Here is a 14011-nt window from a genome sequence, read left to right as displayed (position 1 = left end):
ACTGGCCCGACAACAAAGGAAGAGCTTTTTGAGACAAAGGATCTATGCCTGACGGCACTATCCTGTCTACCATTGCAGCAATCTGTGATTTCAAGGAATTAAACGCAATGACAAGACGTTACCTGAAAATAGTGCTGGTGGGGAGCCTGTTCACGCTCAGCGCCTGCGCACAGCAAAGCGAAGTCCGCGAGATGAAACAAAGCGTGAATACGCTTAACGTGGCGATGGACAAACTTAACAAAGAAACCGTGAAGATCACCCAGCAGAACGCGCTGAATGCCAAATCCAGCAATGGCGTTTATTTATTGCCAGGTGCAAACACGCCCGCGCGTCTGAACAGCCAGATTGGCATGCTAAAGATGTCTGTGGTGAATGTTGCAGCGAATGCCGATGGTACTCGCGCAACATTACGCATTCAGGGTGAGTCCAACCATCCGCTTCCCGCGTTCAGCGGCACCGTAGAGTGGGGCCAGATTCAGGGCACCACGGAGAGCTATCAGGAAGTGAACGTGAAGAATCAGCTCTTCACCGCCCCCGCCAGCACGCTGGCGCCGAGCGATGTTGATATCCCGCTCCAGCTGAGCGGACTGACCCCAGAACAGCTGGGCTTTATCCGTATTCACGACATTCAACCCGCCGCGCAATAACCCGCCCTTCTAGCGGAGTGAAATGTCACTCCGCTAACATTTACATTTCGTATGGATTGGCAACATAAATGATTGCCGCTACAATCCCGCCCGTCTAAAGTACGCAAACGTGAACGCAATCGATTACGTATGTGAGAGATATGTGAAACAACACATATTTTTGTGAGCAAGGATTCCTATAATAGGCTCCGCAGAAATACGAAATATTTAGAAACGCAATTCGCGCATTTTTCACTCCCGGAAGGGAATTTCAATCAGTGGCATGATTATGAAAAAAACATTACTCGCAGCCGGTGCAGTTCTGGCACTCTCCACCTCTTTCACTGTTAACGCAGCGGAAAACGACAAACCACAATACCTTTCCGACTGGTGGCATCAGAGCGTTAACGTTGTAGGCAGCTACCATACCCGTTTCGGACCGCAGATCCGTAACGATACCTACCTCGAGTACGAAGCATTCGCTAAAAAAGACTGGTTTGATTTCTATGGCTACATGGACGCACCGGTATTCTTCGGCGGTAATACCGACGCGAAAGGTATCTGGAACCACGGTTCCCCACTGTTCATGGAGATCGAACCCCGCTTCTCCATTGATAAACTGACCGGTACCAGTCTGGCGTTTGGTCCGTTCAAAGAGTGGTATTTCGCAAACAACTACATCTACGACATGGGTCGCAACAAGTCCGGTCGCCAGAGCACCTGGTACATGGGTCTGGGTACAGACATTGAGACTGGCCTGCCGATGAGCCTGTCCATGAACGTCTACGCAAAATACCAGTGGCAGAACTACGGCGCCGCGAACGAGAACGAGTGGGACGGCTACCGTTTCAAAGTGAAATACTTCGTGCCAATTACCCAACTGTGGGGCGGCAACCTGAGCTATATCGGCTTCACCAACTTTGACTGGGGTTCAGACCTGGGCGATAACGATTTCCGCGACCTGAACGGCAGAAAAGCGCGCACTAACGACTCCATCGCGTCCAGCCACATTCTGGCGCTGAACTACGATCACTGGCACTACTCTGTTGTTGCGCGTTACTGGCACAACGGTGGCCAGTGGAACGACGACGCCAGCCTGAACTTTGGCAACGGCGACTTCAGCGTTCGCTCTACCGGTTGGGGTGGTTACCTGGTCGTGGGTTACAACTTCTAATCAGTGCGGATTCCGCCCGGTGGCGCTACGCTTACCGGGCCTACGATCCGAATGTAGGCCGGGTAAGCGTAGCCGCCCCCCGGCTTTTTACTGCCTCACCTTGCGCAAAAAATCTGCCAATGACCTGTCCGCACTTTCGCTAAACCGCCTCTCCGTCTGCACAATATTGAGGCATCGGTCGAGCCGGAAACAGCGATAGTCATCGCGTCGCTCGCACCACGCCGCCAACAGCCAGTGCTCCCCCCAGAAGAACAGCCCAAGCGGCTGCACCTCACGCCAGGTTAACTGCCCAGCCTCATCACGATAATGCAGTGCTAGCACGCGCTGGGCGGAAATCGCCTGATGAATCACATCAAATCCGCTGCGGGAATGGGGCTGAAGCGCAATATCCGGCGCATATATACGCGTCTGCTCCGCCTTGCGGCGGCTCTCTTCTGGCAGGATCGCCAGCACTTTTTCCTGGGCCGACTCCAGCTCGCGCGACAGCGATTCCCCGCCCCAGGTTTTGAGCAGGCGAATCGCCACCATCAGCGCCTCGGACTCTTTGTTGGTCAGCATCAGCGGGGGTAAATCAAAACCCGACATCAGCCGATATCCGCTTCCCGCCTCGCCTTCCACCGGCACGCCGGAAAGCGACAGGTCGCGGATATCGCGGTACACCGTGCGCTCGGACACGCCAAGCCTTTCCGCCAGATGCGCTGCCGTTGTCAGACGCCTGCCCCGAAGGATCTGCACAATCTGGAACAAACGGTCAGCGCGTCGGGTCATCGGTTTACTCTCATACCGGTTGATGGAGGCCGACGCGATTACCTTCGCTGTCGGTAAACAGGGCTATAGTGCCAATGCCTTGCGGCAGTTCCAGCGGGCCAAACACGCACTCACCGCCCGCAGAAGCAATACGATCGAGCGTGGCCGCCAGATTGTCAGTATGCAGGTAAATAATAGCGCCCTGCGAAGACGGTGTAACGCCGTCAAATTTCGCCAGCGCGCCGCCGGTGGCCGGATCCTGGTGCGGGAAAATCGCCAGATCAGCCACGTCCATCTTCTCGCGCCGCAGCGCGACCTGCATCACCGACTCATAAAATTTGATGGCGTGATCCATATCGGCGACCGGAATTTCAAACCAGTTAATAACACTTTTCATACGTCCTCCTGCCTGTTGTTAGGGTTCAGAAGGAGTCTACGACAGAGCTCCTGACAGCATACTGTCAGGAGTGTTTGTGAGATGCAGACAAAAAAAATCCCGGCCAACAGGCCGGGATTTCGATACTACATAAGACTCTTACGGCAGAATGGACGGCTGATCCGCCCCTTCTTTCTCGACTTTCTGCTGGATCAGATGCTCGCGCTTCATGCCCAGCTTCAGCGCCAGTGCGGACGCGACGTAGATAGACGAGGCCGTACCGATAGACACACCGATCAGCATGGTCAGCGAGAAGCCTTCCAGCACCGGGCCACCGAACAGGAACAGCATCAGGATCACCATCAGGGTGGTGCCGGAGGTGATCAACGTACGGTGCAACGTCTGGGTCAACGACACGTTAAAGATTTCGTACGGCGTGCCGCGACGGATCTTACGGAAGTTTTCACGAATACGGTCAGATACCACGATACTGTCGTTCAGTGAGTAACCGATAACGGACATCAGGGATGCCACAATCGTCAGGTCAATCTCAATGTGGAACAGAGACAGTATGCCCATGGTGATCACCACGTCGTGCGCCAGGGCGATAACCACGCCTGCCGCCAGTCGCCACTCAAAGCGGAAACCGACGTAAATCAGGATCGAGATCAGCGCCACCAGCAGCGCCATCGCACCGGTCTGCGCCAGGTCAGCACCAACGCTCGGGCCGACAAACTCAATACGCTTAACCGTTGCATCCTGGCTGGTCGTTTCGTTAATAACCTGGACGACCTTGCTGCCCAGCTCCTGGCTGCCGTTGGCATCGTGTACCGGCGGCATACGCACCATGATGTCGCGGCTGCTGCCGAAGTTCTGTAGCAGCGGCTCTTCAAAGCCCGCTTTTTGCAGAGACTCACGCATCTGGTCCATATCGACCGGTTTTTCCAGGGTAATTTCGATCACCGTACCACCGGTGAAATCCAGACCCCAGTTAAAGCCTTTCACGCCCATAATGACGATGGACAAGATCAGCAGAAAACCTGAAATGCCGAAGGCCCAGTAGTCCCAGCGCATAAAGTCCCAGACTTTACGGCCGTGGTTCAATTGTTCAACAGTATATTCCTGTGCCACAACGCACTCCTCAGATAGACAGCTTTTTGACGCGCTTGCCGCCGTACAGCAGGTTCACGATGGCACGGGTGCCGACAATAGCGGTAAACATCGACGTTGCGACACCGATACCGGTAGTAATCGCAAAGCCTTTGATCGCGCCAGTACCCACTGCATACAGGATAAGAACCTTAATCAGTGTTGTTACGTTCGCATCGAAGATGGAGCTGAACGCCCCTTTGTAGCCTTCTTCAATCGCCTGCTGTACAGAACGACCGTTGCTCAGCTCTTCTTTGATACGTTCGTTTATCAGTACGTTGGCGTCGACCGCCACCGCAAGGGTTAGAACGATACCCGCAATCCCCGGCATGGTCAGCGTCGCCCCCGGCAGCAGGGACATGATACCGATGATCAGCACCAGGTTGGCAATCAGCGCGGAGGTCGCAATCAGGCCGAACTTCTTATAGAAGAAGATCATGAAGATGATGGACACCGCCAGACCGGCCAGACACGCTTCCAGACCCTGTTTGATGTTCTGCATACCCAGGGTTGGACCGATGGTACGTTCTTCAACAATTTGAATTGGCGCAATCAGCGCACCGGCACGCAGCAGCAGAGAGAGCTGACGCGCTTCGTTCGGGTTGCTGATACCGGTAATACGGAAGCTGTTACCCAGACGAGACTGGATGTTGGCGATGTTAATCACCTCTTCCTCTTTCACCAGCACGGCACGGCCATTGGCGTCTTTCTTACCGCTGTCTTTGTACTCCACGAACAGGGTCGCCATCGGCTTGCCGATGTTGTCCTTGGTGAAGTTAGACATGATGTTGCCGCCTGCGCTATCCAGCGAGATGTTAACCTGCGGCTGGTTGTACTCATCCTGGCTTGACGTGGAGTCGGTGATATGGTCACCGGTCAGGATCACGCGTTTGTACAGCACAACAGGCTGGCCTTCGCGGGTCTGTTTCACTTCAGAATCGCCCGGCACACGGCCTGAAGCCGCAGCAGCCTGGTCGACATTGGAGTTAACCAGACGGAACTCCAGGGTCGCCGTCGCGCCCAGAATCTCTTTCGCACGGGCGGTATCCTGGATACCCGGCAGTTCGACCACGATACGGTCAGCACCCTGACGCTGTACCAGTGGCTCAGCCACGCCCAGCTGGTTTACACGGTTACGCAGAATGTTAATGTTCTGCTGAACGGCGTATTCACGTGCTTCACTCAGACGCGCGTCGGTCATTACCGCACGCAGCTGGTTGCTGCCCTGAGAGGTGATCACCAGATCGCGGTGACGCTGAGACAGATACGTCACAGCCTGATCGCGTGCCGCGCTGTCGCGGAACGTGATGCTCAGGCCGTAGTTATCTTCTTTACGTACGGTGGTGTACGGAATGCCCTTATCGCGCAGATCGCTGCGCAGGCTGTCGATATTCTGTTCCTGTAGCTTGCCGAGCGCGGTATCCATATCCACTTCCATCAGGAAGTGAACGCCGCCACGCAGGTCAAGACCCAGTTTCATTGGCTCTGCGTTCAGCGCAGCCAGCCAGCGTGGGGTTGCAGGAGCAAGGTTAAGCGCCACGACATATTTATCACCCAGCACGCCCATCAGCGCTTCACGTGCGCGGAGCTGCGTGTCGGTGGTGTCGAAGCGAGCAAGAATTGCGCCCTCTTCCAGTGCCACAGACTTAGCGGTAATTTTTTCTTCTTGTAACGTTTTCTGGACCTGGATCAGCGTTTGCTCACTGGCGGCGACACCGCGCGCGCCAGTGATTTGAACGGCCGGATCCTCACCATACAGGTTGGGAAGCGCGTACAGCAGGCCGACGATAATCACGACGACCAGCATGATGTACTTCCACAAAGGATAACGGTTTAACACGGCAGTTCCCTTTGGGAAAAGTTGGGATTACAGCGCCTTCATGGTGCCTTTCGGCAGAACGGCAGCTACGAAGTCACGTTTGATAACCACTTCAGTGGTGTCGTTGAGGGCGATAGCAATGTAGCCGTTTTCCGCTACTTTGGTTACGCGACCCACCAGGCCACCATTGGTCAGGACTTCATCGCCCTTCGCGATGGAGTTCATCAGGTTTTTGTGCTCTTTAGTACGCTTCTGCTGTGGACGCAGGATCATGAAGTAGAAGATCAGACCGAACACAACCAGCATCAGAATCAGAGACATCGGGCTGCCCTGCGCTGGTGCACCCGTTGCTGCTACCGCATCAGAAATAAAAAAGCTCATTCAAATTCCCTCATTATTAAAATTAATCAACGTTCAACGGTGGAACATCCCGCCCCTGACGTTGGTAGAAATCGGTCACGAAGCTCTCTAATTTACCCTCTTCGATAGCCTTACGTAAACCAGCCATTAAGCGCTGATAATAACGAAGATTATGAATGGTATTGAGACGCGCCCCCAAAATCTCGTTGCAACGATCGAGATGATGCAGATACGCGCGAGAATAATTGCGACAGGTATAGCAATCGCACTCGGAATCGAGCGGGCTGGTGTCACTCTTATGCTTCGCGTTACGGATTTTCACCACGCCATCGGTAACGAACAGATGACCGTTACGCGCGTTTCGGGTTGGCATAACGCAGTCGAACATATCAATGCCGCGACGTACGCCTTCCACCAGATCTTCTGGTTTACCCACACCCATCAGGTATCGTGGTTTATCCGCCGGGATTTGCGGGCAGACATGCTCCAGAATGCGGTGCATATCTTCCTTCGGCTCACCCACAGCCAAACCGCCGACAGCGTAGCCATCAAAGCCTATCTCTACCAGACCTTTAACCGAGATATCGCGTAAATCTTCGTAAACGCTGCCCTGGATAATGCCGAACAGCGCATTTTTGTTTTGCAGGGCGTCAAAACGGTCGCGGCTACGCTTCGCCCAACGCAGGGACATCTCCATTGAGCGTTTGGCGTAGTCCCAGTCCGCCGGGTATGGCGTACATTCGTCGAAGATCATTACGATATCGGAGCCGAGATCGTACTGAATCTCCATAGACTTTTCCGGATCGAGGAAGATTGGATCGCCGTTGATCGGGTTACGGAAGTGTACGCCCTGCTCGGTGATCTTACGGATATCGCCCAGGCTGAAGACCTGGAAACCGCCGGAGTCGGTGAGGATCGGGCCTTTCCACTGCATGAAATCGTGCAGGTCGCCGTGGAGCTTCATGATCTCCTGACCCGGACGCAGCCACAGGTGGAAGGTGTTGCCGAGGATAATCTGTGCGCCAGTGGCTTCAACTTCTTCCGGCGTCATTCCTTTTACGGTGCCGTACGTGCCCACAGGCATAAACGCGGGGGTTTCTACCACGCCGCGATCAAACACCAGACGACCGCGACGCGCGCGGCCATCGGTGGTATCGAGTTCAAATTTCATTTTTTCTCCGACGTCAGAAAAACAGTCCAACGTTGTAATACGGTGCCGCGGACTTATTCCCCGACACGCTCATTCAAAGCCTGCGGATTGTACGTGATAAACATCGCGTCACCGTAGCTAAAAAAGCGATATTTTTGTTCTACCGCAGACTTGTAGGCGTTCATCGTATGCTGATACCCCGCAAACGCGGAAACCAGCATAATCAACGTCGATTCAGGCAGATGGAAGTTGGTCACCAGCGCATCAATGACTTTGTACTGATAGCCCGGGTAGATAAAGATCTGCGTATCGCCAAAGAACGGCTCAATCAGCTCGCTTTTCGCGGCCTGCGCAGCGCTCTCAAGGGAACGTACCGACGTTGTACCGACGGCCACGACACGATTACCGCGCGCTTTCGCCGCCAGCACCGCATCCACAACCTCCTGTGGCACTTCGGCATACTCAGAGTGCATGATGTGGTCTTCGATGCTGTCCACGCGCACCGGCTGGAAGGTACCCGCGCCGACGTGCAGCGTCACGAAGGCCATCTCAATGCCCTTGGCGCGCAGCTTTTCCAGCAGCGGTTCATCAAAGTGCAGGCCCGCCGTTGGCGCCGCCACCGCGCCAGGCTTCTGGCTGTAGACGGTCTGATACAGCTCGCGGTCGGCCTCTTCGTCCGGGCGCTCAATATACGGCGGCAGCGGCATGTGGCCGATAGCGTTGAGGATGTCGAGCACCGTGCGCTCGTCGTTGAATTCCACTTCAAATAGCGCGTCGTGACGCGCGGTCATGGTCGCTTTGATGCTCTCGTCATCCCCCAGCAGCAGTTCAGCGCCCGGCTTCGGCGCTTTGGAGGCGCGAATATGTGCCAGAATACGTTTATCATCGAGCATACGTTCGACCAGCACCTCAATCTTACCGCCGCTGGCTTTACGGCCAAACAGACGCGCCGGGATCACGCGGGTATTGTTAAAGACCAGCAGATCGCCAGGGTTGAGCTTGTCGAGAAGATCGGTGAAAGTACCGTGCGTCAGCGCGCCCGTTGGCCCGTCCAGTGACAGCAAGCGACAGCTGCTACGCTCAGGCATGGGATAGTGAGCAATCAGGGATTCAGGTAGTTCAAAGGAGAAATCGGCGACGCGCATGACGTATACTCGTGACTTAAAAACAGGCGGCATAGTCTAGTGCTCACACCCTTTTGCTGCAACAACTAGCCGCCACCGGACAACGAAAACGCATGAATTTTCTCGCTCACCTGCATCTCGCTCATCTCGCGGACAGCTCCCTCTCCGGCAATTTGCTGGCCGATTTTGTACGCGGCAACCCCGCGGAAGACTTTTCCCCGGAGGTTGTCGACGGGATTTTTATGCACCGCCGCATCGACGTGCTGACCGATAACCTGCCGGAAGTGACGGAAGCCAAAGCCTGGTTCCGCCCCGAAACCCGACGCGTGGCGCCGATCACGCTCGACGTCATGTGGGATCATTTCCTGTCGCGCCACTGGTCCCGGCTGTCGCCTGATATGTCGCTGCCTGAGTTTGTGCGCTACGCCCACGCGCAGGTGTCGATCATTTTGCCGGACTCCCCGCCGCGCTTTGTGAATCTGAATAACTATCTCTGGTCTGAACGCTGGCTGGAGCGATACCGCGAGATGGATTTCATTCAGAACGTCCTGAACGGCATGGCGAGCCGTCGACCGCGTCTGGACGCGCTGCGCGACTCATGGCATGACCTGGATGAACATTATGATGCGCTGGAAACCCGCTTCTGGCAGTTCTACCCGCGTATGATGACGCAGGCGAAAAATAAAGAACTGTGAAGTCGGTTCGATTGATAGGTAAAAGCTGGTGGAACGATTGTTACCACCTCTTTGTCTTATTCCCGTACTGCCTCTATACTGACCCGCGTTGCGTTCCAAATAACCTTAGTATCTACAGGAGAATCATATGGTTCTGGTAACTCGTCCGGCTCCGGATTTTACAGCTGCCGCCGTTCTGGGCAATGGTGAAATCGTTGAAAACTTCAACTTCAAACAGCACACCAACGGTAAAGCGACCGTTCTGTTCTTCTGGCCAATGGACTTCACTTTCGTTTGCCCGTCTGAGCTGATCGCGTTCGACAAACGTTACGAAGAATTCCAGAAGCGTGGCGTGGAAGTGGTTGGCGTCTCCTTCGACTCTGAATTTGTACACAACGCATGGCGTAACACCCCTGTCGAAAACGGCGGTATCGGTGCAGTGAAATACGCGATGGTTGCGGACATCAAACGCGAAATCCAGCAGGCTTACGGTATCGAACATCCGGACGCTGGCGTTGCACTGCGTGGTTCTTTCCTGATCGACGCGAACGGCATCGTTCGTCACCAGGTTGTGAACGATCTGCCGCTGGGTCGTAACATCGACGAAATGCTGCGCATGGTTGACGCGCTCCAGTTCCACGAAGAGCACGGTGAAGTGTGCCCGGCTCAGTGGGAAAAAGGTAAAGAAGGTATGGCGGCTTCCCCAGACGGCGTAGCTAAATACCTGTCTGAGAACGTATCCAGCCTGTAATCGGCACGGTTTACCAAAAAACCCGCGAATACGCGGGTTTTTTTATGGCTTATGCTGCGCCGTCTTTTTTTACCTCGCGCCAGATGCGCCATGCCATACCCGCAAGCACCATCACCCCCGCAATCAGTACGCCCCAGACCATCAGCGTTTTCATTCTGCTTTCCTGCTCAGCCGCAGACGTCGCGGTTAAACGCGCCTCGCCACCCAGCGGGACAGGTTCCAGCGTATCCGCCATCGGCAGGGCTGCCAGATCGTAGGTTTTACGCAGTTCGGTCGGGATCAGCATATCCGTCTCCACGCTCGCCGGTTTCGCAGCCCCGTTCCCCCACGCGAGCAGGTACGGCCCCTTCCCCTGCGCGTTAAACACCAGATCGTAGCGCACGCGTTGCCCGGTCACGCCAGGCAGGTTCTCAGGCAAACGCGCATTGAGGGTCTTGATTTTTACCGCCTCGACCAGCCCGCCAGGGAGCGGAACAGGTTCAGACGTTTTGCCGCCGAGCTGGTAGATCACCTCTTTTTTCAGCGTATACCACCGATCCTTATCCGCCTCCCGCCAGGCTATTTCTGCCGGGAGAACACCGTCGCCATTCAGCATGAAGCCGATCGCACTCAGAGGCTGCGGATGTTTCCAGCGCCACACGGCTTCGCTTTCGGATAACCGCTCCCCCTCTCCCGCCAGGCTAATGTGCTCAGATTCCGGCTGTTCAGTCGCGTTAATCGCGTTGACGCCGGTTAACGTCAGGGCAGAACGCCCCGTGTTCAGCACCAGCAGCAGATAACGATTCGCCTCAGGCGATAACACCAGATCGGTATCGATGCGGTCGAGCTTCAGGCGATCCTGTCCACTCATCACGTCCAGCAGGGGCATCTCTTCGCGCAGGGTATACCAGTTTTTCAGATCCTCGCTGTAATAGACCGATGCCGTCCCCTGCCACGAGCCCTGCGGCGTGTCCCAGAAAAGCTGGAGCTGAGAGAGCGGAACCTCCGTCGCGTTTTCCGGCAGGGTCAGCAGATAGTGCTGTCCGGCAGCCGCCGCGTGTTGCCCTTCCAGCACAATTTCCACGCCGTTTCTGGCCCGTAGCATAATTTTATCGCCGCTGTCCTCTTCTCCGCCCGGCGAGGCGTTAAGCGCAAAGAGGCGCAGCGCCGTGGTGGTCGGTGCCGGCTGCGGACGCGTCGTGGTAACCAGGCTGAACGGTACCGGCTCGCCCGACTGATTAAACACGCGCACGTCGCGCAGATCGGGCGATGTGCTCTGCTGATAAACCGCCAGCGGCAGCATGACCCGATACCACGGCGAAGAGGCAGAGGTATCAAGGGACAGGCCATAGGCATAATCCCGCGGGGATTCCGCTGGCGCGCCCTCGCTGAATGCCGGACCGGCCACGGCCAGCAGTGCCGTACAAACAACCGCGTTCATCCATTTCATTTTTCTTCTCCTGCTTTAGGCGGTAGCGGCGAGAAATAGCCCACAATCAGGACCAGGATCGCCACGCCAATAAACGCGACGGCGCGCGCCAGGCCGCCACCGCCCGCGCTGTCCACCAGCATCAGTTTGAGCATGACCACCCCCAGTAGCGCCGCACCGCCAAGCCACTGCTGACGGGAGGCGTGACGGGTGGCGCGGATCATGACCACCAGCGCGCACAACATCCAGAACAGGGCAAAGGTGGTCTGGATAAGCCGCGAATGCCACAACGACTCCCAATTCCAGGCCACCTCGCCGTACCACGCCAGCGCGCGCAGCAATGCGCCGTTAAGCCACCAGAAACCCAGGGCCATCAGCACAACGGCGGGCCACGGACGGGACTGCGCAAGCGATGCCGGATAGTAGCGATCCACTTCCCGATAAAACACCACCAACCCCAGCAGCGCGAACGCCGCCCCTTCCTCAAGCGGGTTCACCAGCGGCAGCCATGTCTGTTGATAGACCACACCGTCCTGCAAATTGGTCACGACCAGCAATACCACCAGCGCCACAACCACAGGGATCGCGGCAAGGCAGGCGTAGAGCGCAGGCCATACCCGGAACGGCCACCCGCGACGCCGTACGGCCGCGGAGAGCGCCATAATCACCCCACCGCCAACAGCCATCGCAATGCCGCTTCCCCAGGCCGCCATGCCCCACGGCAGGGAGCGGGCAAACCAGTAAAGCTCGGCGGCTATGGCGAGTAAAATCATCCACACCAGCGACAGATGCAGTCCCATTGAGATGCGCGGCAGAAGTTTATCTTCGTCGCGCCGCAGCAGCATCAGGGCGGCAGGCAGCGCAATAGCCCAGGCCAGATTTGCCCAGCTGGCCGCCAGGATTTGCTGTTGCCAGATCTGATACAGCACCATCAGCAGCATCACCGGCCACAGCAGCCATTTGCTGGCATCCAGCTCCCGCCACGCCAGACGAGCGGCAGCCTGCCGCCATCCCCAGGCCGACGCCGCCGTCAGCGCCAGCACGCCTTCCAGAACCGATAACTCCTGCTTCAGGAACAGCTGCGACGCGCCCAGCAGCGCCACTAACCAGAACAGCAGCCCACCGGCCAGCAATGCCCAACTGCCCGGCTGCGCGATTTTCTGCCACAGCCAGGCCGCAGCCAGCCAGCAAAGACTGAGCACTGCGAAAATAAGCAGCAGGCTCAACGAGGTGACGCCGTCCATTTGCGCACATATCGCGCTGCCGAGCGCCAGCACCAGCAGCGCCGTCCCGCTATAGCTCATGCGGCGCTGCTGCTGTTGCACGCCCAGCCAGAGAATACCCAGCCCTTCCAGCGCCCAGGCCATCGCCGTCCAGCGCGCTGAAAGCGCCAGCGGAATGGCAAGCGTGGCAAACCCGCCGCCGATCGCCAGCGCCGCCATAATCAGTGGCCGCCCGACAGACGGATAGCGTCGCAGTGCGAGAAACGCCAGTGAGAGATAAAACGCACCATAGCCCAGCGCGCTGAGCGCCGGGCCGTACGTCCAGTGAGACGTCATGCCATACTGCATCCCAAAACCAATCAGCGGCGGAGCAAACAGCAGTGCGCCGTCAATAATCTGTTTGCCTTTTTCCTGCGCCCGCAGCGACAGCGCCACGCTAAACACGCCAAAAATAAGCGTATTGGCAATCAGGAACAGCTGACAAATAACATAGTCTTCCGGCTGGTAGTCGCTCAGCCCCCACACCCCGCCAACGCCAAACGTGAAGAGCAGCCCGAGCAGGTTGAGCTCGCGCCAGTGCTGCCAGATGCTGATGACGAGAATGCCGATGGATAACAGGAGATAGAAGGAGAACAGCGCCACAACGCTGCCGCCTCCGGTAGACAACAGCAGCGGCGCAAGGTATCCGCCGAGGCTCGCCAGCATGGCAAGGCTCAGCGCCTTTTGCAGCACGGCCAGCCCGACGCTCGCCGCGCAAATCACCACCAGCAGCGCAAACGCCAGCGTCATCGGCAGCATTTGCCACAGCCGGAATGCGCCAAAGACGGTTAGATAAAGCACGCCGGTCGCCCCGCCCTGGAGGATCAGCGCGTAGATCCGCTGCCTGTGCCGCAGCCGCCATCCAACGGCCAGCAGAACCATGGCAAACAGCGCCGTGGCGGCAAGACGCAGCTCAAGCGGAAACAGTGAATGTTCAACGGTATAGCGCAGCAGGAAAGAGAGGCCGAGGAAGAGCAGTACAATCCCCAGTTTTGCCAGCGGATTGCCCTGCATAAACCAGCGCGTCAGCGAGGACAGGATGCCGCCAAAGGTGTAAGGCCGTTTTGCCGCCGGTACAAGCGCTGGTTCTGCTTCAGTGACGGGCGGTTCGGGACGCCAGGGATCGACAGGTGCGGTAACGGCTTCTGCCACCGACGCTGGCGTCTCCACCGGCGCGGCGGTCTGCACCGGCTCCGGCGCTTTCTCAGCGACACCGCGCTGCTCAAGCGCCTCAATGCGCTGGCGAAGCCGGGCGATCTCCTGCCGCGCCGCCGTGCTTCGGTTAAAGCCTATCACCGCGAGCACGGGTGCCACGACCAGCGCAAAAACCAGGAACAAACAGCCAAGGATGTAAAGCTCGTCCATGTTTCCACCTTCACCGTAAACGATCC

At 56.9% G+C, this 14011-nt stretch carries 13 protein-coding genes; 4 read left to right on the top strand and 9 right to left on the bottom strand.

The window, feature by feature from the left end:
• Nucleotides 1-107: 107 nt before the first annotated feature.
• Both ACOTY5_RS00500 and ACOTY5_RS00495 read left to right on the top strand, forming a co-directional pair.
• Nucleotides 108-647 carry a DUF3251 domain-containing protein gene (locus ACOTY5_RS00500; RefSeq protein WP_421631808.1) on the top strand — a complete coding sequence of 180 codons (540 nt, stop codon included), beginning with the start codon at nt 108-110 and terminating at the stop codon, nt 645-647.
• Nucleotides 648-915: 268 nt separating this feature from the next.
• Nucleotides 916-1800: a nucleoside-specific channel-forming protein Tsx gene (locus ACOTY5_RS00495; RefSeq protein ID WP_026080602.1), complete on the top strand. Its 885-nt coding sequence runs from the start codon at nt 916-918 to the stop codon at nt 1798-1800.
• An 87-nt stretch (nt 1801-1887) separates the two neighbouring features.
• Here ACOTY5_RS00495 and ACOTY5_RS00490 read toward each other — a convergent pair whose 3' ends face one another.
• From ACOTY5_RS00490 to queA, 7 genes are all read right to left on the bottom strand, one after another.
• Complete coding sequence (locus tag ACOTY5_RS00490; protein WP_017383166.1) at nt 1888-2568, bottom strand: helix-turn-helix transcriptional regulator; 681 nt, start codon at nt 2566-2568, stop codon at nt 1888-1890.
• Between the two features lie 10 nt (nt 2569-2578).
• Nucleotides 2579-2944, bottom strand: coding sequence for a VOC family protein (locus tag ACOTY5_RS00485; RefSeq protein ID WP_045142043.1), 366 nt, complete (start codon nt 2942-2944; stop codon nt 2579-2581).
• 138 nt (nt 2945-3082) lie between these two features.
• Entirely contained in the window at nt 3083-4054 is a 972-nt protein-coding gene (secF, locus tag ACOTY5_RS00480; protein ID WP_003859105.1) for a protein translocase subunit SecF, read from the bottom strand.
• 10 nt (nt 4055-4064) lie between these two features.
• Complete coding sequence (secD, locus tag ACOTY5_RS00475; protein WP_017383164.1) at nt 4065-5912, bottom strand: protein translocase subunit SecD; 1848 nt, start codon at nt 5910-5912, stop codon at nt 4065-4067.
• A 27-nt stretch (nt 5913-5939) separates the two neighbouring features.
• Nucleotides 5940-6272, bottom strand: coding sequence for a preprotein translocase subunit YajC (gene yajC, locus ACOTY5_RS00470; protein WP_003859109.1), 333 nt, complete (start codon nt 6270-6272; stop codon nt 5940-5942).
• A gap of 22 nt (nt 6273-6294) precedes the next feature.
• A complete protein-coding gene (gene tgt, locus ACOTY5_RS00465) occupies nt 6295-7422 on the bottom strand; it encodes a tRNA guanosine(34) transglycosylase Tgt (protein WP_015571303.1) in 1128 nt (375 codons plus the stop codon).
• A gap of 53 nt (nt 7423-7475) precedes the next feature.
• On the bottom strand, nt 7476-8546 hold the full coding sequence (gene queA / locus ACOTY5_RS00460) for a tRNA preQ1(34) S-adenosylmethionine ribosyltransferase-isomerase QueA (RefSeq protein WP_015571304.1): 1071 nt from the start codon (nt 8544-8546) through the stop codon (nt 7476-7478).
• A gap of 92 nt (nt 8547-8638) precedes the next feature.
• On the opposite strand from queA, the gene acpH reads away from it, so the two are divergent.
• Both acpH and ACOTY5_RS00450 read left to right on the top strand, forming a co-directional pair.
• A complete protein-coding gene (acpH, locus tag ACOTY5_RS00455) occupies nt 8639-9220 on the top strand; it encodes an ACP phosphodiesterase (protein WP_032647405.1) in 582 nt (193 codons plus the stop codon).
• Nucleotides 9221-9347: 127 nt separating this feature from the next.
• Complete coding sequence (locus ACOTY5_RS00450) at nt 9348-9950, top strand: peroxiredoxin C (protein WP_003859113.1); 603 nt, start codon at nt 9348-9350, stop codon at nt 9948-9950.
• A gap of 49 nt (nt 9951-9999) precedes the next feature.
• Here the strand turns inward: ACOTY5_RS00450 and ACOTY5_RS00445 are convergent, their stop codons facing one another.
• Together ACOTY5_RS00445 and ACOTY5_RS00440 are read right to left on the bottom strand one after the other, a co-directional pair.
• A complete protein-coding gene (locus tag ACOTY5_RS00445; protein WP_045142042.1) occupies nt 10000-11379 on the bottom strand; it encodes a DUF3999 domain-containing protein in 1380 nt (459 codons plus the stop codon).
• On the bottom strand, nt 11376-13985 hold the full coding sequence (locus ACOTY5_RS00440; protein ID WP_045142041.1) for a DUF2339 domain-containing protein: 2610 nt from the start codon (nt 13983-13985) through the stop codon (nt 11376-11378). The genes ACOTY5_RS00445 and ACOTY5_RS00440 overlap by 4 nt, the downstream gene beginning before the upstream one ends.
• Between the last annotated feature and the right edge of the window lie 26 nt (nt 13986-14011).

Source organism: Enterobacter cloacae complex sp. SHL018 (assembly GCF_049237905.1).
Lineage (GTDB): Bacteria > Pseudomonadota > Gammaproteobacteria > Enterobacterales > Enterobacteriaceae > Enterobacter > Enterobacter hormaechei_C.
The sequence above is the reverse complement of the archived record's forward strand: the minus strand, read 5'-3'. Positions and strand labels throughout refer to the sequence as shown.

Coding starts and splice junctions, on each gene's coding strand:
- ACOTY5_RS00500 (WP_421631808.1), top strand. CDS start 108: ATGACAAGACGTTACCTGAAAATAGTGCTGGTGGGGAGCCTGTTCACG.
- ACOTY5_RS00495 (WP_026080602.1), top strand. CDS start 916: ATGAAAAAAACATTACTCGCAGCCGGTGCAGTTCTGGCACTCTCCACC.
- ACOTY5_RS00490 (WP_017383166.1), bottom strand. CDS start 2,568: ATGACCCGACGCGCTGACCGTTTGTTCCAGATTGTGCAGATCCTTCGG.
- ACOTY5_RS00485 (WP_045142043.1), bottom strand. CDS start 2,944: ATGAAAAGTGTTATTAACTGGTTTGAAATTCCGGTCGCCGATATGGAT.
- yajC (WP_003859109.1), bottom strand. CDS start 6,272: ATGAGCTTTTTTATTTCTGATGCGGTAGCAGCAACGGGTGCACCAGCG.
- tgt (WP_015571303.1), bottom strand. CDS start 7,422: ATGAAATTTGAACTCGATACCACCGATGGCCGCGCGCGTCGCGGTCGT.
- queA (WP_015571304.1), bottom strand. CDS start 8,546: ATGCGCGTCGCCGATTTCTCCTTTGAACTACCTGAATCCCTGATTGCT.
- acpH (WP_032647405.1), top strand. CDS start 8,639: ATGAATTTTCTCGCTCACCTGCATCTCGCTCATCTCGCGGACAGCTCC.
- ACOTY5_RS00450 (WP_003859113.1), top strand. CDS start 9,348: ATGGTTCTGGTAACTCGTCCGGCTCCGGATTTTACAGCTGCCGCCGTT.
- ACOTY5_RS00445 (WP_045142042.1), bottom strand. CDS start 11,379: ATGAAATGGATGAACGCGGTTGTTTGTACGGCACTGCTGGCCGTGGCC.
- ACOTY5_RS00440 (WP_045142041.1), bottom strand. CDS start 13,985: ATGGACGAGCTTTACATCCTTGGCTGTTTGTTCCTGGTTTTTGCGCTG.